Source organism: Bradyrhizobium sp. USDA 3397, from assembly GCF_054060965.1.
This window is the reverse complement of sequence record NZ_JBSSDS010000001.1, coordinates 7663747-7686017: the sequence shown is the minus strand read 5'-3', so window position 1 is coordinate 7686017 and position 22271 is coordinate 7663747. Positions and strand designations below refer to the sequence as shown.

Annotated in this window: 18 protein-coding genes and 1 pseudogene; 9 read left to right on the top strand and 10 right to left on the bottom strand. The window is 65.1% G+C overall.

The features are described from left to right. Positions 1-125: 125 nt before the first annotated feature. From ACVWYQ_RS35770 to soxA, 7 genes are all read left to right on the top strand, one after another. The gene (locus ACVWYQ_RS35770) at positions 126-575 is read left to right on the top strand and encodes a (2Fe-2S)-binding protein (protein WP_271545607.1); all 450 of its coding nucleotides are present in this window, start codon (positions 126-128) and stop codon (positions 573-575) included. A 12-nt stretch (positions 576-587) separates the two neighbouring features. Continuing rightward, positions 588-2774 carry a xanthine dehydrogenase family protein molybdopterin-binding subunit gene (locus ACVWYQ_RS35765; protein WP_404542814.1) on the top strand — a complete coding sequence of 729 codons (2187 nt, stop codon included), beginning with the start codon at positions 588-590 and terminating at the stop codon, positions 2772-2774. Between the two features lie 104 nt (positions 2775-2878). After that, entirely contained in the window at positions 2879-4150 is a 1272-nt protein-coding gene (locus tag ACVWYQ_RS35760; RefSeq protein ID WP_404542817.1) for an FCSD flavin-binding domain-containing protein, read from the top strand. A 193-nt stretch (positions 4151-4343) separates the two neighbouring features. Beyond that, positions 4344-4787: a sulfur oxidation c-type cytochrome SoxX gene (soxX, locus tag ACVWYQ_RS35755; protein WP_271545676.1), complete on the top strand. Its 444-nt coding sequence runs from the start codon at positions 4344-4346 to the stop codon at positions 4785-4787. A 4-nt stretch (positions 4788-4791) separates the two neighbouring features. Beyond that, positions 4792-5259, top strand: a complete 468-nt coding sequence (locus ACVWYQ_RS35750; RefSeq protein WP_157280931.1) for a SoxY-related AACIE arm protein — start codon at positions 4792-4794, stop codon at positions 5257-5259. Next, positions 5259-5576 (top strand): thiosulfate oxidation carrier complex protein SoxZ, encoded by a 318-nt coding sequence (gene soxZ, locus ACVWYQ_RS35745; protein WP_404542820.1) that lies wholly within the window; start codon positions 5259-5261, stop codon positions 5574-5576. Before ACVWYQ_RS35750 ends, soxZ begins: the two co-directional genes overlap by 1 nt. Further along, positions 5573-6352 (top strand): sulfur oxidation c-type cytochrome SoxA, encoded by a 780-nt coding sequence (soxA, locus tag ACVWYQ_RS35740; RefSeq protein WP_404542822.1) that lies wholly within the window; start codon positions 5573-5575, stop codon positions 6350-6352. Before soxZ ends, soxA begins: the two co-directional genes overlap by 4 nt. A gap of 52 nt (positions 6353-6404) precedes the next feature. On the opposite strand, the gene ACVWYQ_RS35735 is transcribed toward soxA, so the two are convergent. From ACVWYQ_RS35735 to ACVWYQ_RS35725, 3 genes and pseudogenes are all read right to left on the bottom strand, one after another. Further along, the gene (locus ACVWYQ_RS35735; RefSeq protein ID WP_456727037.1) at positions 6405-8072 is read right to left on the bottom strand and encodes a regulator; all 1668 of its coding nucleotides are present in this window, start codon (positions 8070-8072) and stop codon (positions 6405-6407) included. 11 nt (positions 8073-8083) lie between these two features. Beyond that, the gene (locus ACVWYQ_RS35730) at positions 8084-8782 is read right to left on the bottom strand and encodes a cysteine hydrolase family protein (protein WP_225139651.1); all 699 of its coding nucleotides are present in this window, start codon (positions 8780-8782) and stop codon (positions 8084-8086) included. Positions 8783-9108: 326 nt separating this feature from the next. Next, a pseudogene (locus ACVWYQ_RS35725) lies at positions 9109-10049 on the bottom strand (hypothetical protein). A 164-nt stretch (positions 10050-10213) separates the two neighbouring features. Between ACVWYQ_RS35725 and ACVWYQ_RS35720 the strand changes: the two are divergent. Further along, positions 10214-13690 carry an indolepyruvate ferredoxin oxidoreductase family protein gene (locus ACVWYQ_RS35720; protein ID WP_404542828.1) on the top strand — a complete coding sequence of 1159 codons (3477 nt, stop codon included), beginning with the start codon at positions 10214-10216 and terminating at the stop codon, positions 13688-13690. Positions 13691-13835: 145 nt separating this feature from the next. Here the strand turns inward: ACVWYQ_RS35720 and ACVWYQ_RS35715 are convergent, their stop codons facing one another. From ACVWYQ_RS35715 to ACVWYQ_RS35705, 3 genes are all read right to left on the bottom strand, one after another. Then, on the bottom strand, positions 13836-14855 hold the full coding sequence (locus ACVWYQ_RS35715; RefSeq protein ID WP_404542830.1) for a S1C family serine protease: 1020 nt from the start codon (positions 14853-14855) through the stop codon (positions 13836-13838). Between the two features lie 91 nt (positions 14856-14946). Then, positions 14947-15396, bottom strand: coding sequence for a gluconate 2-dehydrogenase subunit 3 family protein (locus ACVWYQ_RS35710; RefSeq protein ID WP_057026817.1), 450 nt, complete (start codon positions 15394-15396; stop codon positions 14947-14949). Positions 15397-15403: 7 nt separating this feature from the next. Further along, positions 15404-17002: a GMC family oxidoreductase gene (locus ACVWYQ_RS35705; RefSeq protein ID WP_404542832.1), complete on the bottom strand. Its 1599-nt coding sequence runs from the start codon at positions 17000-17002 to the stop codon at positions 15404-15406. A gap of 201 nt (positions 17003-17203) precedes the next feature. Here ACVWYQ_RS35705 and ACVWYQ_RS35700 point away from each other — a divergent pair, with 201 nt between their 5' ends. After that, positions 17204-17992: a thermonuclease family protein gene (locus tag ACVWYQ_RS35700; RefSeq protein WP_404542834.1), complete on the top strand. Its 789-nt coding sequence runs from the start codon at positions 17204-17206 to the stop codon at positions 17990-17992. A 331-nt stretch (positions 17993-18323) separates the two neighbouring features. On the opposite strand, the gene cyoD is transcribed toward ACVWYQ_RS35700, so the two are convergent. Genes cyoD through ACVWYQ_RS35680 form a run of 4 tightly spaced genes read right to left on the bottom strand, consistent with a single transcriptional unit; the run spans position 18324 to position 22171 of the window. Beyond that, positions 18324-18710, bottom strand: coding sequence for a cytochrome o ubiquinol oxidase subunit IV (gene cyoD / locus ACVWYQ_RS35695; protein ID WP_036026014.1), 387 nt, complete (start codon positions 18708-18710; stop codon positions 18324-18326). Beyond that, positions 18707-19348 (bottom strand): cytochrome (ubi)quinol oxidase subunit III, encoded by a 642-nt coding sequence (locus ACVWYQ_RS35690; protein WP_036026017.1) that lies wholly within the window; start codon positions 19346-19348, stop codon positions 18707-18709. Before ACVWYQ_RS35690 ends, cyoD begins: the two co-directional genes overlap by 4 nt. Further along, positions 19348-21348 carry a cytochrome o ubiquinol oxidase subunit I gene (gene cyoB / locus ACVWYQ_RS35685; RefSeq protein WP_271545677.1) on the bottom strand — a complete coding sequence of 667 codons (2001 nt, stop codon included), beginning with the start codon at positions 21346-21348 and terminating at the stop codon, positions 19348-19350. The genes ACVWYQ_RS35690 and cyoB overlap by 1 nt, the downstream gene beginning before the upstream one ends. Continuing rightward, on the bottom strand, positions 21338-22171 hold the full coding sequence (locus ACVWYQ_RS35680) for a cytochrome ubiquinol oxidase subunit II family protein (RefSeq protein WP_271545627.1): 834 nt from the start codon (positions 22169-22171) through the stop codon (positions 21338-21340). Before ACVWYQ_RS35680 ends, cyoB begins: the two co-directional genes overlap by 11 nt. Positions 22172-22271 lie beyond the last annotated feature (100 nt).

The following is a 22271-nucleotide window of genomic DNA, read 5'->3' as shown; positions in this document are numbered from 1 at the left end:
TGCGCCCTGGCCGCGCTCGGTTTGTTGATTTGAACCTCGGACTGTTGATTTGAACCGTTCCAGTTTGCCGCACACATTGCGCCCCTGAGTTCAATCGGTGGATTGGGCCAATCAGGGGACTTGCGATGGCAAACCTAACAATCAACGGAAAAACCTTCACGCTCGACGTCGAGCCGGATACGCCGCTGCTCTGGGCGATCCGCGAGAATGCCGGCCTGACCGGCACCAAATACGGTTGCGGCATTGCACAATGCGGTGCCTGCACGGTTCACCTCGACGGCGTTGCGATGCGCTCCTGCGGCATCTCGGTCAGCGAGGCCGAGGGCAAGCAGATCACCACCATCGAGGGGCTCGCCTCGGGCAATACGCTGCACAAGGTGCAGGAGGCCTGGATCGCCCAGGACGTGCCGCAATGCGGCTATTGCCAGAGCGGCATGATCATGGCGGTGGCCGCGCTCTTGAACGAGAAGCCGAAGCCGACCGACGCCGACATCGACGAGGCCATCACCAATATCTGCCGCTGCGGCACCTTCCAGCAGGTGCGCGAGGCGATCCACACGATCGCGAGCGCGTAAGGAAATCCCCACATGAACAAGCATATATCGCCGCGGCTCAACCGCCGCGCCTTCGTCATCGGCACCGCTGCGGTCGGTGCCGGCCTTGCCATCGGCCTCGACCTGCCCTTCGGCGGCCCCGCCGTGGTCCGCGCCGCCGACGGCTCGCCGGAGATCGGCGCCTGGGTCGTGGTCAGGCCCGACGACACCGTGGTGATCCGCATCGCCCGCTCGGAGATGGGCCAGGGCTCGCTGACCGGCCTCGCCCAGCTCGTTGCCGAGGAGCTCGAATGCGACTGGACCAAGGTCACGACCGAATATCCGACCCCCGGCCAGAGCGTCGCCCGCAAGCGCGTCTGGGGTGATTTCTCGACCGGCGGCAGCCGCGGCATCCGCTCCTCGCAGGACTATGTCCGCAAGGGCGGCGCCACCGCGCGCGTGATGCTGATCCAGGCCGCAGCCGACGCATGGAAAGTGCCGGCGTCCGAATGCAGGGCCGCGAACAGCGTCATCACCCATACGCCCTCGGGCCAGACCACGACCTACGGCAAGGTCGCCGAGGCCGCGGCGAAACTGACGCCGCCGGCTGACGTCAAGCTGAAGGATCCGAAGGACTGGAAGCTGATCGGCAAGGGCGTCAATCGGCTCGACACGGTCGACAAGACCACCGGCGCCATGATCTACGGCGCCGACGTCAGGCTGCCGGGCATGCTGAACGCCGCGATCAAGGACTGCCCGGTGTTCGGCGGCAAGCTGAAGAGCTTTGACGAAGCCAAGATCGCCAACATGAAAGGTGTCAAGAAGGTGGTCAAGGTCGGCGACACCGCCGTCGCCGTCGTCGCCGACACCTGGTGGCACGCCAAGACCGCGCTGGAGGCGCTGCCGATCGTCTGGGACGAAGGCGACAACGCAAAAGTCTCCAGCGAGTCGATTGCGAAATGGCTGGCCGAGGGCCTCGACAATGCGCAGCCGGCCTATGTCGGCAACAAGAACGGCGACGCGAAGGCCGCGATTGCCGGCGCCGCCAAGAAGGTCGAGGCCGTCTACTCCTATCCCTACCAGAACCACGCCACGATGGAGCCGATGAATGCCACCGCGCTCTACACGGCGGACCGATGCGAGGTCTGGTGCGGCACGCAGAACGGCGAGGCGGCGTTTGCAGCGGTGCTGGAAGCGTCCGGCCTGCCGGCCGAGAAGTGCGACGTGCACAAGGTGATGTTAGGCGGCGGCTTCGGCCGGCGCGGCCAGACCGACTATGTCCGCCAGGCCGTCATGATCGCCAAGCAGATGCCGGGCACGCCGGTCAAGCTGCTGTGGTCGCGCGAAGAGGACATGGCGCACGGCAGGTATCACCCGATCACCCAGTGCAAGATGACCGGCGCGTTCGATGCCAACAACAACCTGATCGCGCTGCACTACCGCCTGTCCGGGCAATCGATCCTGTTCTCGCTCCGCCCCGAAGCGTTGCAGAACGGCATGGATCCCGCGGCATTCCAGGGCGTCGCCCAATCCGGCGAAGCCGCATTCGGCTATTCGGTGCCGAACCTTCTGGTCGAGCATGCGATGCGCAACCCGCACGTCCCACCCGGCTTCTGGCGCGGCGTAAACGTCAATCACAACGCGATCTACATGGAATGCTTCATGGACGAGCTCGCCCATGCCGCAGGCCAGGACCCGCTCGAATTCCGCCGCAAGCTGATGGGCAATCATCCCAAGCACCTCGCGGTGCTCAATGCGGTGGCCGAGAAGATCGGCTGGAACACGCCGGCGCCGCAAGGCGTCTATCGCGGCATCGCGCAGGTGATGGGCTATGGCAGCTATGTCGCCGGCGCCGCCGAGATCTCGGTGACAGAGGGCAGCAAGATCAAGGTGCATCGCATCGTCGCCTCCACCGACCCCGGCTACGTCGTCAATCCGGCGCAGGTGGAACGGCAGGTCGCCGGCTCCTTCGTCTATGGCCTCTCCGCGCTGTTCTACGGCGGCTGCACGGTGAAGGGCGGCAAGATCGAGCAGACCAACTTCGACACCTACAATTCGATGCGCATCAACGAGATGCCGAAGGTGGAGACGGTGATGGTGCCGAGCGGCGGGTTCTGGGGCGGCGTCGGCGAGCCGACCATCGGCATCGCGGCGCCGGCGGTGCTGAACGCGTATTTCGCCGCGACCGGCAAGCGCATCCGCCATGTGCCGCTGCGCGACCAGAACATCACCTTCGCGTAAAGCATGATCCGGAGAAGTGTGGAGCGGTTGTCCGAAAAGATCATGCTCAAACGTCAAATCGCGGCGGCCGTATCGGCCGCCGCAGCATTTTCCGGACAAGTCTCATGAATGCGCCGGTGACGCGGCGGAATGCCGTCCTCGGCATCGCCGTCGCGGCTACATCGCTCGCCGCACCTTCGATCCTGCGCGCGCAATCGGCGGGCCGCGTCGTCGTGGTCGGCGGCGGCTTTGGCGGCGCGGCTTGCGCCCGCGCGCTCGCGCGCGCCGATGCTAAATTACAGGTCACCCTGATCGAGCCGAACCAGACCTACATCTCCTGTCCCTTCAGCAACGAGGTGATCGCGGGCCTGCGCGAGATAGAGGCGCAGCAGTTCGGCTATGACAAGCTTGCCGCCGGGGGCATCGGCATCGTCACACAAGCTGCGACGGGCATCGACACGCAGACGCGTCGTGTGACGACGGGCGATGGCACCACGTTTGGCTATGACCGCCTCGTGCTTTCGCCCGGCATCGACTTCCATCTCGAGGCCCTGCCCGGCTACGACGGTGCCGCGTCGGAGACGATGCCGCATGGCTGGAAGGCTGGCGCGCAAACGCTTTTGCTGCGCCGGCAATTGGAGGCGATGGCGGACGGCGGCACGGTCGCCATTGCAATCCCGGCCAATCCTTCCCGGTGCCCGCCAGCGCCCTACGAGCGCGCGAGCCTGATCGCGCATTACCTGAAGTCGAGAAAGCCGCGGTCGAAAGTTCTGATCCTCGATGCCAAGGACGCCTTCTCGCAACAGCGGCTGTTCGAGAAGGCGTGGAAGGAGCTCTATGGCGACATGATCGAGCGCGTCGCACTGTCGCAAGGCGGCCGCGTCACCTCGATCGATCCGACGACGCGAACCATCGTCACGGAGTTCGGCAACTACACCCCTGATGTCGCCAACGTCATCCCGCCGCAGCGCGCGGGGCGCATCGCCGCCATCGCGGGCGCTGCGGACGCGACGGGCTGGTGCCCGATCGATCCCGTCACGTTCGAGTCGAAACTCGTTCCGAACGTCCACGTCGTTGGCGATGCCTGCCTCGGCGGCGGCATTCCAAAATCGGCATCCGCTGCGAGTGCGCAAGGCATGGCCTGTGCTGGCGCGATCGTGAATCTCTTTGCAGGCCGCGGGCCGGAGACGCCGCGCCTGACAGGCGTCTGCTACAACGTCGTCGCGCCCGGTTACGGCTTCTCGCTGGCCGGCAATTACGAGCCCAGGGGCGACATCTTCGCCGAGATCGAGGGCGGCACCACCAGCCCGGTCGGCGCGCCGCCCGAACTGCGGGCGCGCGAAGCGGCAGAGGCGGAGCGCTGGTTTGAAGCCATCACGGCGGACACCTTTGGCTAGGGCAATGATGGAACGAGCCCGCCGCCACGACCACAGTGCGCCCCCTCCCCCGTCTGCGGGGGAGGGTTGGGGAGAGGGTGTCTCCGCTCGCGAGACCCCCCAAGAGGAAAGAGCCCTCACCCGGCGCTGCGCGCCGACCTCTCCCGCAAGCGGGAGAGGTAAGAGGAGCTTGCGGCTGGATCTCTCGTCTCACATTCCATCGGTCGTCGCTGCGGTGATTACGCTAAGCCTTGCACTTGCCGCTGGGGCGAGAGCCGAAGAGCTCGTACCCTACAAGATCGTCGGCGACGGCATTCCCGCCTCGCTCACCGGCTCACCCGGCGATGCCGCGCGCGGGCGCGCGCTGGTGCTCACTCGCACGACGACGTGCATCCTCTGCCATTCGGGCCCATTTCCGGAAACGCGGTTCCAGGGCGACCTCGCGCCTGATCTTGCCGGTGCCGGGAACCGGTGGTCCGCGAGCCAGTTGCGGCTTCGACTGGTCGATGCCTCGCGCTTCAATCCGGACACCATCATGCCGTTCTATTATCGCAACGATGGCCTCGTCCGCGTCGGACGCAACTTCGCCGGCAAGCCGATCCTGTCGGCTGCGGAGATCGAGGACATCGTGGCCTTTCTTGCAACGCTTCGGGACTAGGTTCATGCCAACGACGCGACGACAATTCTTGAACCTTGCCGGAGGCGTGACAGTCGCCGGCACGGTCCCGATCGTGACGCTGCGGCCGCTTCAAGCGACGCCGGCGATGCTCAACGCTGCGATCCGTAACCTCGTCGGCGAAGCCCAGCTTCGCAACGGCAGGATCAGGCTCGACATTCCGCCGCTGGTCGAGAACGGCAACACGGTGCCGGTGACAGTCAGCGTTGCGAGCCCGATGACGGCGGATGACCACGTCAAGAGCATCCACGTCTTCAACGAGAAGAACCCGCAGCCGAACATCGGCAATTTCTATCTTGGTCCTTCCGCCGGCCGAGCCCAGGTCTCGACCCGGATCCGGCTCGCCGACACCCAGAAGGTGGTCGCGATCGCGCGCCTGTCCGACGACACGTTCTGGCAGGTTGCCGCCGATGTCGTCGTGACGCTGGCGGCCTGCACCGAGGAGATGAACTGATGGCCGCCCTCATCAACGTTCCCTCGAAAGCCAGACGCGGCGAGATCATCGAGATCCGCACGCTGACCTCGCACATCATGGAAACGGGATTCCGCCACACCGCGGACGGCAAGCTCGTGCCGCGCGACATCATCACGAGCTTCATCTGCCGCTACAACGGCGCCGAGATCTTTCGTGCCGACCTGTTTCCGGCGATTGCGGCGAACCCATATCTGTCGTTCTTCACGGTGGCCAAGGAGAGCGGCAAGTTCGAGTTCGAGTGGATTGGCGACAACGGCTATTCGTCCACCGCATCGGCATCGATCACGGTCGGATGATCTCTTGGCGCGCGATAGCGGCGGCGATATTGCTCGTCACGGCCCCCGCCCTGCTCGCCGGAGAGATCCCGTCCGATGCGCGCCGCTCCGGCTATGCCTTCATGGGTCCGGACACCCGCGCGATGCAGGATGACGACACCGCCAATCCCGGCATGCTGTTCGTGCTCGACGGCGAGCAGCTGTGGAAGAAGAAGACCGGCAGCGCCGACAGGGCATGCGCCGATTGTCATGGCGATGCGCGCACCAGCATGAAGGGCGTCGCGGCGCGTTATCCCGCCTTCGACAAAGCACTTGCGCGCCCCGTCACGCTCGACCAGCGCATCAATCTCTGCCGGGCCAATCATCAGCAGGCAACGCCGCTACCTTACGAGAGCCGCGACCTGCTCGCATTGTCCGCCCTCGTCGGCCACCAGTCACGCAGCATTCCGATCACCGCCGGCGACGATCCGCAGCTCAAGCCGTTTGTCGACCAGGGCCGCGACCTCTTCATGCAGCGCGAAGGCCAGCTCAACCTTGCCTGCACCAACTGCCATGACGACAATTTCGACAAGCGCCTCGCCGGCGCCCCGATCACGCAAGGACAGCCGACCGGCTATCCGCTGTATCGACTGGAATGGCAGACGCTGGGGTCGCTGGAGCGGCGGCTGCGCAGCTGCATGAGCGGCGTCCGCGCCCAGGCCTATGATTACGGCTCACCCGAGCTGGTTGCGCTCGAACTGTACCTGATGTCGCGGGCGCGCGGCCTGCCGATGGAAACGCCGGCGGTACGCCCCTGAAACAGAAGCGGCCGGGCGATCGCCCGGCCGCTTCCTCAAGTGAAAGCCAGGCCTACTCCGCCGGCGCGGCCGACATCTCCGGATGCGCGGCATAGTGCTCGCTAGCGCCGAGCTTGCTGGCGGCGAACAGGCCGGCGGCCATCACGGCGTAGGCCAGCGCGACCGCGGGGGTCACGCCAAAGCCGCCGCCGATGCCGACGGCCTCGCCATGCATGAAGCCGAAATAGGTCAGGGTTGCCCCGACCAGCGCAAAGGCGGAGGCCTTCTCGAAATCGCGCTCAATGATGAAGACACCAATGGCGCCGAGGATGAGGCCGCCGAGGATGGAGCCGCCGCCCATCACCTCGAGGCCGTGATAGAACACGCCTTGCTGCGGCAGCGCGGCAATCGCAGCCGTTTTGACTGCGTCGGCCTTGCCCGCCGCCATCCCGCCGACGGTTGCTGCCGCAGTCATGGTCGAGGCCAGCATCGTATCGATCTGGAGCTTGGCCCACGCCGCAAGGTGCGGGGTCAGTGCCAGCACGATCGCAGGCGCGTGCTTGACCGGCGTGGTCTGGAACGCCTGCGCGCCGATCAGCATGCCGATGTAGAGCAGGATCGGCGAGATTGCGACGACGGGCACCAGCGCCAGCAGCACCGAGATGATGCCGAACCAGGACAGCACCACCACCATGACGCCAGTCGCAGCCGAATAGCCGATCCGGCCGCCCATCGCCTTCCAGCCGGGATGACCGATATAGACGGCGTTGATGAAGGGATTGCCCATCAGGCAGCCGATCAGGCTGACGACGCCGTCGGCGGTGAGCACGCGCGTGGTCGGATAGTCGTCTCCGGCCGCTTCCGCGCTCTCGACATTGTCCATGGCCTCGACGAGGTCGTAGATGCCGAACGGAATGGCCGTGACCAGGATGATGCCGAGGAATTCGAAGCCGGAGAAGACATAGCCCAGCGCCGGGATCGGCACCGAGAACCCGAAATTGGCAAAGGCCGCGCCAACACCCGCGATGCTCAGGCCGCCGAGGCCGAGCCCGAACAGGTTCGAGCCCCAGGCGATGATCATGCCGGCCGCGATCGCGACGAGGCCCGCGGGAATGCCGCGCCAATATTTCACGCCGCCGAACCAGCTCACCAGGATGATGGCGAAGCAGACGAGACCGATCTGCGGCGTCATGTACATCTCGAGCGCCGGCCGCATCGAGATGAAGGTGACGGAGACGCCCGCGAGCGTGCCGAGCAGCGCCGCGCGCGGCGTGATCTTGCGGATGAACGGCGCGATGAAGCCGCCGATCATTAAAATAAAACTCTGGAAGAATACCCAGACGAGACCCGCCGACCAGCCCTTGAGCGGATCGCCGGTCTTGAGCGTGATCGGCAGCATGATCACGAAGGTCACGATGAACATGTGCGGCACGCTGACGCCCGACGGCAGCGCGCAGACATCGTTGCGGCCGGTCTTCTGGGCGAGGCGGTAGGCGAGATAGGCGTAGTAGAAAGTGGAGAGACACATCATCAGCCCCAGCGCGGGCAGGATGCGGCCGAACACGAGGCTGTCGGGCATCTTCAGCACGAAGCGCAACAGGCCCGTGAGCACCAACATGTTGACGAGGATGTTGGTGCCGAAGCCGAACAACGCGTTCCAGTCGCCCGACGTCCAGAGCGCCGGCTTGAAGTCGGAGTTGTTCAGATCAGAACTGCCGGCCGCCCCCGTCAATGTGCTCATGACAATACCCCCTATGTGGTCGAAACCTTCATTGCCTCCAGAACTGCGGCTGAATCCGCGACCCAGCCGAAGATCCCGCCCTGGGCCTTGATCATCTTCAGGCCCATCTCGTGAAACTCGGGGAAGTAGGACGCGCAGCCGTCGGCGATGACGACGCAGCGATAGCCGCGGTCGTTGGCCTCGCGCACGGTGGTGTTGACGCACACTTCGGTGGTGACGCCGCACACCAGCAAATTCTCGATGCCGTATTTCTCCAGGACCTCGCCGAGCTCGGTCGCGTAGAACGCCCCCTTGCCGGGCTTGTCGATCACGATTTCGCTGTCGAGCGGATAGAGCTCGGGAATGATGTCGTGGCCGGCCTCGCCGCGAATGAGGATGCGCCCCATCGGACCGGGATCGCCGATGCGAAGGCTCGGCGCGCCGCGCTCGACCTTGGCCGGCGGCGCGTCGGAGAGATCGGGCAGATGCCCCTCGCGCGTGTGAATGACCAGCATGCCGGTGTCGCGCGCCGCCGTCAGCACCGCGCCGATCGGCTTCACCGCGCGCGCGAGCTGGCTGACGTCGTTGCCTAGCGTTTCGCCGAAACCGCCGGGCTCCATGAAGTCGCGCTGCATGTCGATGATGAGGAGCGCGGTGGCGGGCCAGTCGAGCGTGATCGGCTCGGGCTCGGCGCTGACGACGCCCCTTGTCGGCTTGGCTGAGTTCAACATGACGGCCCCGCGAGAACTCTCCTGGCCGGGAGTTCTGCAAAGGCCGTGCCATTGTGTACAATTGCGATGGGGCGAGAGCCGCGAGGGAATTAGTTGCGCAGTCAGAAGGTTACGCCGGCGATCGGCGCCTGCTTATTCCCTGTGCGACGGCTTCGCACCGTGCATCTGCTTAAAGGATGAGCGGCCTCCGCTCGTCATTCCGGGGCGACGCGAAGCGTCGAGCCCGGAATCCATCGGGCGGCAGTGCGCGAGGTGAGATGGATTCTCTGATGCGCAATTGCGCATCATAGTTCGCGCTACGCGCGCCCCGGAATGACGAGCAGAGGCTACCGCCCCGCCCCATACAACCGCCGATGCTCTTCCTCATACGGGGCGTAAGACTCCTTCAGCGTTGCCGCGTTGAGCAACATGGTTGCGACCATCGTGCCCGCCTTGTCGAACACGCGCGTCTTGACCCAGGCGCTTTCGGTGCGGCGGCTGCCCGAGAGCGCGACGACTTCGCGCTCGACCTCGTATTCCTCGCCCTCGAAGAGCGGCCCCTTCAGCAGGCGGATCTCCTGGTCGGCGAACAGGCCGACTGCCGGGCCCTTGGCCGGCAGCGGATCGTCCTTGGAGCGGTACTGGAACAGCACGCTCAGCATCTCCATCGGGATGATGGGCTTGCCCCACGGATTGTCCGCGCCCGAATAGTACGGCGAGCTCTCGGTGATGACGGCGAGCTTCTGCCGAAGCGAGAACGGATAGAGGTCGCCCATATTCTGGTCGAACGCCATGCGCACCGATTGCCGCTTGCTGGTCACGCCGACTTGCACGTCGCGAAGATCACCGGGTCGGCGAGCGGCTTAAGCTCACGCAGACGCAGACCAAGGGCCGTTGGGCTGTCGATGATGGAGGCCGTGCCGCGCAGCACCTCGGTGCCGTCCCGCTTGACCATTTGAATTTGACACTCCGGTTGCTCATCCGAAGAAGCCATCAGGATCGCCTGCACCTCTTCCCCCTCGTAGCAGACGCTGCGATAGTGGGCAGAAAGGCAACCTCTTTCGAACCAAACCTGCCCCCATTGCCGCTCGCAAAGCGGGGCAAACTGGCTGAAATGCGTCGGACCCTCGATCGTCCCGCCCTTGAAGCCAAGCTTCTGCGCGGTGGCGTCGTCATGGATCGAGGCGTGCGCGTCGTAGGTCTGCGCCTGCAGCATCTGGCGAGGCCGGCGCCACGGCCCGACCAAGGCGCCTCCGGTCTGAGTGATCTCGGTCTCGAACGCCGTCATGTTTTCCTCCGCGTGCAAGCCATGACTAGCAGGAGCGCCACGGATGCGGCCAGCGATATTGACTTCGCTGGCCCTTCCTTTTGACTGTCACAATTCGCGTCGCGCAGCCGCGATCCCTCCCGCAGCGCAAACCTCCCGCCGAACGAAAGACGAGGACTTCCGAAATGACGCTGTTGCAGGTCGAGCTGGACGACAAATACCGGCTCGAATCGAAGCGGATCTTCCTGTCCGGGACGCAGGCCCTGGTCCGCCTGCCCATGTTGCAGCGCGAACGCGACCGGCTTCAGGGGCTCAACACCGGCGGCTTCATCTCGGGCTATCGCGGTTCGCCGCTCGGCATGTACGACCACGCGTTGTGGCGCGCGAAGTCGCACCTTCAGCAGCACGACATCGCTTTCGTCCCAGGCCTGAACGAGGACCTCGCCGCAACCGCCGTCTGGGGCAGCCAGCAGGTCGGCCTGTTTCCCGGCGCCAAGGTCGATGGCGTGTTCGGCATCTGGTACGGCAAGGGCCCGGGCGTCGACCGCTCGGTCGATGCGCTCAAGCATGCCAATGCCGCCGGCACCTCGCTTCATGGCGGCGTGCTGGCGCTCGCCGGGGACGACCACGGCTGCCAATCCTCGACGCTGGCGCATCAGAGCGAGCAGGTGTTCGCGGCGGCGCTGATTCCGGTGATCAATCCGGCGACGCTGCAGGACTATCTCGACCTCGGCCTCTACGGCTTTGCGCTGTCGCGCTTCTCGGGCTGCTGGGTCGGCTTCAAGGCGATCAGCGAGACGGTGGAGAGCTCGGCCTCGATCTATAGCGACCCCGAACGCATCAAGATCGTGGTGCCCGACGATTTCGAGATGCCGCCCGGCGGCCTCAACATCCGCTGGCCCGATCCGCCGCTGGAGGCTGAGAAGCGGCTGTTCGGGCCGAAGATGGCCGCGGTGCAGGCCTTCGCCCGCGCCAACCAGCTTGACCGCATCGTGCTCGATTCCAAGCCCGCCCGGCTCGGCATCGTCGCCACCGGCAAGGCCTATCTCGATCTGCGCCAGGCGCTCGCCGACCTGGGGATCACCGACAAGGACGCGCAGGACCTGGGTTTGCGCATCTACAAGGTGGCGATGACCTGGCCGCTGGAGGAAAGCGGCGCCAGGCGTTTCGCCGAAAGCCTTCAGGACGTGCTGGTGGTCGAGGAGAAGCGCGGCTTCATCGAAGACCAGCTGATGCGGATCCTCTACAACGTCGATGCCTCAAAGCGCCCGACCGTCACCGGCAAGCGCGATGAGCGCGGCGCACCGCTGTTGCCGAGCGAGGGCGAGCTGACGCCGACCATCGTCGCTGGCGGGCTGGTGGCGCGCTTGCGCAAGCTCGGCCATCACAGTCCCGTGCTGGAGCAGCGCCTCGCCCGGCTCGAGGCCTTCGACAATCCCGTCACGACCAGCACGCCGATCAAGCTAGCGCGCACGCCGTTCTTCTGCTCGGGCTGCCCGCACAACACCTCGACGCGGGTGCCCGATGGCAGCCGCGCCATGGCCGGCATCGGCTGCCACGGCATGGCCCTGAGCATGCCGACCCGCCGCACGGACTTGATCTCGCATATGGGCGCCGAGGGCGTGAACTGGATCGGCCAGTCGCCCTTCACGAACGAGACGCACATCTTCCAGAATCTCGGCGACGGCACCTACACCCATTCCGGGCTTCTCGCGCTTCGCGCAGCTTCGGCCGCCGGCATCAACATCACCTACAAGATCCTCTACAACGACGCCGTGGCGATGACCGGCGGCCAGCCCGCCGAAGGCGCCTTCAACGTCGCGCAGATCGCCCATCAAGTCTGGGCCGAAGGCGTCAAGCGGCTTGCGATCGTCTCCGATGATCCCAGCAAATACCCGCAAGGCAATTACTTCCCGCAGGGCGCGACCATCCACCACCGCCGCGAGCTCGATGCCGTGCAGCGCGAGCTGCGCGATATCAAGGGCCTAACGGTCATCATCTACGACCAGACCTGCGCCGCCGAGAAGCGCCGCCGCCGTAAGCGCGGGCTCTATCCCGATCCCGCCAAGCGCGCCTTCATCAATGAGCTGGTCTGCGAAGGCTGCGGCGATTGCTCGCAGGCCTCGAACTGCGTCTCGGTGCAGCCGCTGGAGACCGAATTCGGCCGCAAGCGCCAGATCGACCAGTCGAACTGCAACAAGGACTTTTCCTGCGTCGAGGGCTTTTGCCCGAGCTTTGTCACCGTCCATGGCGGCTCGCTGAAGCGGATGAAGACCTCGGCTGTGGATTCCGGCCAGCTGTTCGCGGATCTGCCGCTGCCGCCGGCGCGTGAGCTGGACGGGCCCTACAACGTCCTCGTCACCGGCATCGGCGGCACCGGCGTCATCACCATCGGAGCCCTGCTCGGCATGGCCGCCCATGTCGACGGCCGCGGCTGCTCGGCGCTCGACTTCACCGGCCTGTCGCAGAAGAACGGCGCGGTGATGAGCCATGTCCGCATCGCACGGAGGCCGGAAGACATCTCCGCCGTCCGCATCACCACCGGCGGCGCCGATGTCATCCTCGGCTGCGACATGATCGTCTCCGCGGGCCCGACGGCGCTGAGCCGCGCCGAGCGCGGCGTGACCACGGCCTACATCAACGCCGATCTGCAGCCGACCGCGAGCTTCGTGCAAAACCCCGATCTCGATTTCGAGATGGGCGCGATGCAGACCGTGCTCCGCGACGCTATCGGCGACAACAACCTCGACATCATCGACGCGACAGGCATTGCCGCGGCCCTGATGGGCGATTCCATCGCAACCAACCCGTTCATGCTGGGCTTTGCGTTCCAGAAGGGCGCGATCCCGCTGTCGCTGGAGGCCCTGCTCCGTGCCATCGAGATCAACGGCGCTGCGATCGAGATGAACAAGCTCGCCTTCACCTGGGGCCGTCTCGCAGCCCACGACATGTCGCGCGTGCGCAGCGTGCTTCAGTTCAAGGCGAGAGCGTCCGCGCCGGCGAAATCGCTCGACGACACCATCGCGACGCGCGCGGAATTCCTGAACTCCTATCAGGACAAGGCCTATGCCGACCGCTACATCGCAGCCGTCGCGAAGGTGCGCAAGGCGGAGAGCGCGGCTTCGCCCGGGTCAACCGAGCTCACAGAAGCGGTCGCAAAGAACCTGTTCAAGCTGATGTCCTACAAGGACGAATATGAGGTCGCCCGACTTTATACCGACGGCAGTTTTGCAAAAAAGGTGTCCGAAAAATTCGATGGTGACTTTACGCTGAAGTACCATCTGGCACCGCCGATCTTCGCCAAGCGCGACAAGACGACCGGGCACCTGCAGAAACAGGAATTCGGCAGCTGGATGATCCACGGCTTCCGCCTGCTCGCCAGGCTCAAGGTCCTGCGCGGCAGCGTGTTCGATCCGTTCGGCCGCACCGAGGAGCGCCGGACCGAGCGGAAGTTGATCGCGGATTATCTGGCGATGATCGATCAGCGGATCACAGGGCTGAAGCCGGAGCAGATCTCGCTGCTGACGCGGCTTGCGCGCGTGCCGGAGACCATCCGCGGCTTCGGCCACGTCAAGGAGGCCAACATCAAGCTGGCGGCGACCGAGACGGCGCGGCTGGAAGCGGAGCTCGAGAACAGCCGCTTCGCCGCGGCTGCGGAGTAGCGGGGGAAGGCCCATGCTCTCTCCGCGTCATTGCGAGGAGCCCTTGCGACGAAGCAATCCAGAGTCTTTCCGCCGAGACAGTCTGGATTGCTTCGCTTCGCTCGCAATGACGAGATCGTGGAGACGTGCTCGCTACCGCTCTGCGCTAGCGCGCCGGCTTGCGCTCTACGGGATCGATGTCGATCGCCCGGAGGCGGCCGAGGCGCAGCACGTCCATGGGTAGCCGGCGGCCGATCCGGTCGCGGTCCAGCACGCGGATCAGATCGTCGACGCCGTTGATCTCGACGCCGTCGAGCCTGATCACGACGTCGCCGGGCAACAGGCCTGCCTTCGCCGCTGGTCCATCCGGCTCGATCTGCATCAGAAGCGCGCCCATCTTGTTCTCGACCCCGGCCAGCACCGCGTGCCGCCGCGGGACCGGCGCGGTCTGCCCGGCGACACCGATATAGGCGCGGCGGACATAGCCGTGGCGGATGATCTCCGACAGCACGAATTGCGCGGTGTTGCTGGCCACCGCAAAACAGATTCCTTGCGCGCCATTGATGATCGCGGTGTTGATGCCGATCACCTCGGCATGCGACGACACCAGCGGCCCGCCGGAATTGCCGGGATTGAGCGCGGCGTCGGTCTGGATCACGTCCTCGATGGTGCGCCCGCTCACCGAGCGGATCGAGCGGCCGAGCGCGGAGACCACGCCGGCCGTCACCGTCGATTCGAAGCCGAGCGGATTGCCGATCGCGATCACAAGCTGGCCGCGCCGCAGATTCTTGGAATTGCCGAGCGCGGCATAGGGCAAGTGCCGCACGCCATTGGCGCGCAACAGCGCCAGATCCGTGTCGGGATCGACGCCGAGCACCTGGGCGTCGCCGACATGGCCTTCGACGTCGCGCAGCCGGATCTCCTTCGACGTGCCGACGACATGGCTGTTGGTGAGCACGAGTCCGTCCGGCGAGATCACGATGCCGGAGCCGAGCCCGCCGCGCTTCCGGCCGTTCGGCACCTTGGGGCCGGTCTCGACGCGCACGACCGCAGGGCCGACGCGATCGGTGACGTCGATCACGGCATGGGAATAGGCGTCCAGCAGCGCCCGGTCATCGGCCGGGCCAGGCGCCGTCGTCCGCGATGACGGTGCGTCATCGGCGATATCTGAGGTGAAGTCCAACATGGCAAGAGTCCTTGAGGCTCACACAGATGGTGGCCTGCTCCCGCCGATGCAAGTGGCCCGCCTGGAGCGCTGGGCCGGACTGCCCAGATGGCTAGGGCGGGCGCCGCAGCGAACCACCTCTCGCCTTGACCGGATCGAGCAGCGACCAGTCCCCCTCTGGGAGCACATGGCCCTTGGGGAATGGCGCGCGCAGCTCGAGCCCCAGCGAGCCCAGCACGCGGTCGTCGCGGTAATAGCATTGCAGCACGACACGGACGAGCGTTGCCGCGGCGGCACCGCCGCTCTTCCGAAACTCGTGCACCACCGCATCGCGTCTGGCGGCATCGAGCTCGGCGAGCGGGGCGCCGGCGAGCCGCGCCAAATGATCCAGCGCCGCCGCGACCAATTTGGTATCGCGACCGAGCGTTGCTAGCATGTCCGCCTGGATCGCGGGATCATCGGCGCCCGGCACCTTGTACTCGTCACTGGCCGGGATGATCATCGCGGCGATAGCGCGGAGATCGTCGCGCTGCCTGCGTGTCAGTTGGTTGTCTGCGGACATTACAGCCTCAATCGAACAAATTGGCGAGGCGCTGCTTCATCTGGTCGGCAATGTAGAGCGCGAGGGCCTGGATGGTGGAAGTCGGGTTCACGCCGCCCGAGGTGACGAAGATGCTGCCGTCGACGATGAAGAGGTTCTTCACGTCGTGCGAGCGGCCCCATTCGTTGACGACGGAGCGCTCGGGGTCGGTGCCCATGCGCGCGGTGCCGAGCAGGTGCCAGCCGCCCCAGGGAATCGGCGAGTTGACGCAGATGTCGGTCGCGCCGGCCGTCTCGAGAAACTCGCGGCCGCGCGCCAGCGCGTGCTCCATCATCTTTCGGCTGTTCTCGCTGATGGTGTAGTCGACCTTCGGCGCGGGAATGCCGTGGCTGTCCTTCAGCACCGGATCGAGCGTGACGCGATTGTGCTCCTCGGGCAGGTCCTCGCAAATCGCGGAGAAACCCAAGCGATGGCCGTTGAGCCTGCGGAACACGCGGTGGTGATCCTCGCCCCACGGCAAGATGCCCTTCTGCTCGCTCACGACCGCTTCGAACACCGGCCCGGCCCCGCGCACGAACTGAACGCCATAGCCGCGCACGAAACCGCGCGACAGGTCGGTGTCGTACCATTGCTTGCTCCACAGGCAGGTCGGCGGCGCGCGGTTGGAGTCGGTCGGCTCCTTCACATAGCCGTAGATCTGCGCATAGGGATGGAACATCAGGTTCTTGCCGACGAGGCCCGACGAATTGGCGAGACCGTTGGGGAAGCGGCCCGATGCCGAGTTGAGCAGCAGCCGCGGCGTGCCGACGCCGTTGCAGGCGATGACGACGACATGCGCGGGCTGAAACTGCTCGATGCCGTCCTTGTCGTAATAGACCACGCCCGAGGCCATGCCGTTCTCGTCGGTGGTGATCTCGCGCACCCGGCAATGCGTGCGCAGCTCGACGCCGGCGCGGATCGCATGCGGCCAATAGGTGATGTCGGTGGAGGATTTTGCGCCTTGCGCGCAGGCTGGCGTGCAATGGCCGAGATTGATGCAGCGCGCCCGGCCCTCGTAGTCCATCGTCGCGACCGTGGTGTCCGACGGCCACCAGTGCCAGCCGAGCGTGTTCATGGCCTTGCCGATGATGGCGCCGGACAGGCCCATCGGCTGCTGCGGCATCGGCGGATGCGTCAGCGGCGACAGCGGATCGCCTGACAGGCCCGACGTGCCCATCATGCGATCGTTCTCTTCGAAGAACGGAGTCAATGCCTCGTAGTCGATCGGCCAGTCGTCGGCGACGCCGTCGAGCGTCTTCACCTTGAAATCGGAGGGATGCAGCCGCGGCCAGTGCGCGGTGTACATCACCGTCGAGCCGCCGACCGCGTTGTAGTTCACGACCTTGATCGGAGAGTTGTCGTCGTTGATCGGGTAGTCCTCGGGCCGGGCGCGCACGTTCGGGCTCGACGACCATTCGCCGTAGAACTTAGCCTCCCAGTCGCGGCCCGTGCTGGGATATTCCGCCGGGTTCATCCAGCCGCCTTGCTCCAGGCAGAGGATGTGCATCTTGGTCTCGGCCAGCGACCACGCCACCGCCGCGCCCGAAGCGCCGGCGCCGATGATCAGGACATCCACAGGGTCTTTCATCGCAACCTTGTCCTCCCCCCTCGCCGCTTACCGGGCGATTCGGCCTTTCGCGCCTCGCAAGGCCGGCAAACGATACGGGCAGAGCGACGGCGGAGTAAAGCCGCGGGGCCGGAATGTTGCACTTCGCGAGGCGCAGACCATTGGTCTCGCCCCATCCGGATGCTAGGAACGGGGCGCACGAGCCATCGATAGCGAGACCGTATGTCCTTCCAGAAATTCTTTGCCGCCGCCCGCGCTTTTGCGCTCGTTTCGTTTCTCGCCTTGTCCGGATTTCTGGCCTCGTCCGGACCAGTTTCCGCGCTCACCGGCGCCGCGACGGCCCGTGACGGCAACTCGGTCCAGCTCGGCGACGTCACCTACCGGCTCGACGGCGTCGACGCGCCGGAGCTCGACCAGGTCTGCATCGACAATAAAGCCGATGCCTGGACCTGCGGCATCGAGGCCCGCGACCAGCTCACGAAGCTCATCAACAAACGAACGGTGCGCTGCGACGATGTCGGACCCGAGAAGAGCTTTGGCAAGCGGCACCGCGCCATCTGCACGGCCGAAGGTGACAAGGCCAGCTTGAACGAGCAGCTGATCAAGCTCGGCTTTGCCCTCGCACGCGAGCCGATGAAGGCCAACGTCAAGCCGGCAGCCACCGAGGCCAAGACGACGGCGGCGGGGATCTGGAAGGGCTGTTTTGTTGCACCGCAAGAGTTCCGCAGCGGCAAGAAGGACGGCGCGCTGCTGGGCACCGCCTGCCGCCCGGACCGCGACAAGGAAATCCGCGCCGTGCTGTTTCCGGAGGAGCTGACGATGCCCCCCAACTGCAGCATCAAGGGCAAGCTCGCGGTGCGCGCCCGCGTCACCGGCAATATCGGCATCTACCATCTGCGGGGATGCCCGAGCTATCCCGCGACCACGACACCGGATCGCTGGTTCTGCTCGGAGGACGACGCCCAGGCGGCCGGCTTCCGCAAGGCCTACAATTGCCGCCGGCCAAGGTGAGCAAGCTCCCTCACGCACCCGTGAGTGGTAATCCGAGACCGTATTGATCCGGAATTGAACTTCGTCGGCGGTTGCTGCATTTGTAAGCCTACGCAAGCGCCTTGCGCGAGCGTTCCTTGGCAGCAATCCGGCTTCGGCCGATTGTCTTTGCTTGGGCGTTTCCTCCCTAGACTTGGGCCGCTTGTCACAAACAAGCGGCTCTTTCTTTTTGTGCGTCGCTAAAGCAAAGCGACACTTTGAATCGATGCGAGCTCCGGGGTTCACCTCTCCCGAAGGGAGAGGTGAACCCGAACAGCGACCGATTCCAATCTCATTGCACGAAAGAGCGCCATCACTGCATCCGCATGATCTGGTCCATCGGCGGCATGTTGGCGTTGAGATTCGCCATGATCCAGACCGTGCCGCCGACCACCAGGAACACCACCAGCAGCCCGAAGGCGAGCGCCAGCACGTTGTTGGTGTTGTCGGGGCCGGTGGTGATGTGCAGGAAGAACACCAGATGCACGCCCATCTGTGCGATCGCGAGCACGATCAGCGCGACGGGAATCGAGGGCTGCCAGACCAGGTCCGTGCCGGCGATGAAGAACGACGTCGCCGTGAGCAGCAGCGCGAGCACGAGCCCGACGACGTAACCGAGGATCCTTGCGCCGACGCTATGCTCTTCTTCCTCGCCCGGCGCGAGGTCGCGTTTGACCATCCCATGCGTCTGCTCACTCATGGCGCGCTTCCGAGCAGGTAAACGACGGAGAACACTGCGACCCAGACGATGTCGAGCGCGTGCCAGAACAGCGCAAAGCACGTCATCCGGCGCAAGATGTCGGCGCGAAAGCCCTTTGCGAACACCTGGGCCATCATGGTGAGCAGCCACAGCACGCCGGCCGAGACGTGCAGACCATGGCAGCCGACCAGCGAGAAGAACGCGGTCAGGAACGCACTTCGTGACGGGCCATAGCCACGCGCGATGAGGTCGGCAAATTCGCGAAACTCCAGCACGAGGAATATCAGCCCGAGCACGCAGGTCACGGTCATGCTAAGATAAAACCAGAACCGGTTGCGCACGTCGGCGGCGATGCTGGCCATGCCGCAGGTGAAGCTCGACAGCAGCAGGCAGACCGTCTCGATCGCCACGTTCCTCTGCTCGAAGATCTCCGCGCCCTTGGGGCCGCCGGCGGTCTGGCCTGACAGCACCGCATAGGCCGCGAAGAAGCAGGAGAACATCACGATGTCGGAGAGCAGGAAGATCCAGAAGCCGTAGGCGGTCACGATCCGCTTCGGCGCGGGGCCAGGATGCTCGATGACGAGGCCGATATGATGGGGATCGGCGTGGGCGTGGCCTGCGGTCGCGGTCATCGCCATCAGACTGCTCCCGCCATGCTGACGAGGTTGCGCCGTTCCTGGATGTTGCTGCGGTCGATGCGGGCGACCTCCTCGGCCGGAATGACGTATTCGTCATGGTCGCGCCAGGCGAACACGACGAAGGTCGCCCAAGCGCCCAAGCCGCCCAGGATCACCATCCACCAGATGTGCCAGATCAGCGCGAATCCCATGATGGTGGCGAAGAAGGCACAGACGAATCCGGTCGGGGAATTCCGGGGCATCTCGATGTCCTGATAATCCGGCGTCTCATGCGCGAGCGATTGCTGCTTCGCGCGCGCCTTCATATCCCAATAGGCGTCCTCGCCGCGCACATCGGGGTTGAAGGCGAAGTTGAACGCCGGCGGCGGCGACGAGGTTGCCCATTCCAGCGAGCGCCCGTCCCAGGGATCGCCGGTGCGGTCGCGCAACGCCTCGCGATTGCGGATGCTGACGACGAGCTGCACGATCTGGCAGATCACCCCGATCGTCAGCACCGCCACGCCGACCGCCGCAACGATCATCCAGGGCCGCCAGGCCGCCACGTCGTAGTGCTGCATGCGCCGGGTCATGCCGAGCATGCCGGCAATGTAGAGCGGCATGAATGTTATGAAGAAACCGATGAAGGTGAACCAGAACGCGGCCTTGCCCCAGCGTTCGTCGAGACGGAAGCCGAACGCCTTCGGGAACCAGTACTCGAAGCCGGCAAAAACGCCGAACAGCACGCCGCCGATGATCACGTTGTGGAAGTGCGCCACCAGGAACATGCTGTTGTGGAGCATGAAGTCGGCCGGCGGCACCGCGAGCAGCACGCCGGTCAGTCCGCCGATGAGGAACGTCACCATGAAGCCGACCGACCACAACATCGGGGTCGCAAAACGGATGCGGCCGCCATACATCGTGAACAGCCAATTGTAAATCTTCACGCCGGTCGGTATCGCAATGATCATGCTGGCGATGCCGAAGATGGCATTGACGTTGGGACCTGCGCCCATCGTGAAGAAGTGGTGCAGCCAGACCATGAAGGAGACGACACAGATCGCCATGGTCGCGAGCACCATGGAGCGATAGCCGAACAGCGCCTTGCCGGAGAAGGTCGAGACCACCTCAGAGAAGATGCCGAAGGCGGGCAGCACCAGGATGTAGACCTCGGGATGACCCCAGGCCCAGATCAGGTTCATGAACATCATGACGTTGCCGCCGGCCTCGTTGGTGAAGAAGTGGAAGCCGAGATAGCGGTCGAGCAGCAGCATCGCCAGCGTCGCGGTAAGGATCGGGAACGCCGCGACGATGAGGAGGTTCGAGGCCAGCGTGGTCCAGCAGAACATCGGCATGCGCAGGTAATTCATGCCCTTGGTGCGCAGCTTCAGCACGGTGGTGACGAGGTTGATGCCGGCCACCAGCGTGCCGACGCCGGAAATCTGCAGCGACCAGGCGTAATAGTCGACGCCGACGCCGGGCGAATAGGACAGTTCCGACAGCGGCGGAAAGGCGAGCCAGCCGGTGCGCGCGAATTCGCCGACCACGAGTGAGATATTGACCAAGAGCGCACCCGTCGCCGTCAGCCAGAAGCCGACCGAATTGAGCGTCGGGAAGGCGACGTCGCGCACGCCGAGCTGGAGCGGTACGATGAGGTTCATCAGCCCGATCACGAACGGCATCGCCACGAAGAAGATCATGATCGTGCCGTGCGCGGAGAAGATCTGGTTGTAGTGCTCCGGCGGCAGATAGCCCTGCGACTGATACGCCACAGCCTGCTGGATCCGCATCATGATGGCGTCGCTGCCGCCGCGCAGCAGCATGACCGAGGCGAGCAGGATGTACATGACACCGATGCGCTTGTGGTCGACGCTGGTGATCCATTCGTGCCAGAGATAGGGCAGATGTCCCTTCACCACGACCCAGCCCAGCACGCCGAGGATCGCGACAAGCACCACCCCGCCGGCGACGAGCGGAATCGGCTGGTCCAGCGGGATGGCCGACCAATCGAGCTTACCGAGCATCATGGCCCCCACTGTGCGACCGGCCTGCATCGGAGGCGAGGGCCGGCCCGGGCCCCGGCGGAATGTGCTGGGTCGCGATCAAATCGAACAGGCGCGGATCGTCGAGGCGGTAGACCGGCCTGCCCTTCTCAATGCCCTGCTGCATCAGCTTCTTGTAGCTGTCCTCGTTCAGCACCGCGTCCGTCTTCGCCGTATTCGCCACCCAGTCTGGGAAGGCGAGCGGCGAGATTACGTTGACGTCGAACATCATGTCCGGGAAACCGTCGCCGGAGAAATGCGCGGACAGGCCCTGAAGCTTGCCTTCGTTGTCGGCGCGCAGGTTCAGCTTCGTCACCATGCCGTTCATGGTGTAGATCATGCTGCCGAGCTGCGGGATGAAGAACGTGTTCATCACGCTCGATGACGTCAGCTGGAAATTCAGCTCGGCGCCGGCCGGCACCGTCAGCGTGTTGACGGTGGCGATGCGCTGGTCCGGATAGATGAACAGCCATTTCCAGTCGAGCGAGACCGCCTGGATTCGCACCGGGCTGCCGGTGCCCGGCACGGGCGCGGCGGGATCGAGCTGGTGCGAGCCGATCCAGGCGACGCCGCCGAGCAGGATCACGGTGAGCGCCGGAATAGACCACACCACCATCTCGACGCGGCCGGAATAGACGAACTCCGGCTGGTAGCGTGCCCTCGGATTCGAGGCGCGAAACCAGAACGCGAAAGCCAGAATCGCGAAAATGGTCGGCACCACGATCACGAGCATGATGAAGACCGAATCGACCAGGATGGTGCTGTTGCCAGCAGCCACGGGCCCTTGCGGATCGAGCAGATTCATCGGCAAGCCACTGGTGGTTGGGAAGCCCCGGGACTGAGCCTAGCGCGGGAAAGGCTCCGCGACAAACGCAGCGAAGCCGGAACGGTTCCTGGACCGCAAC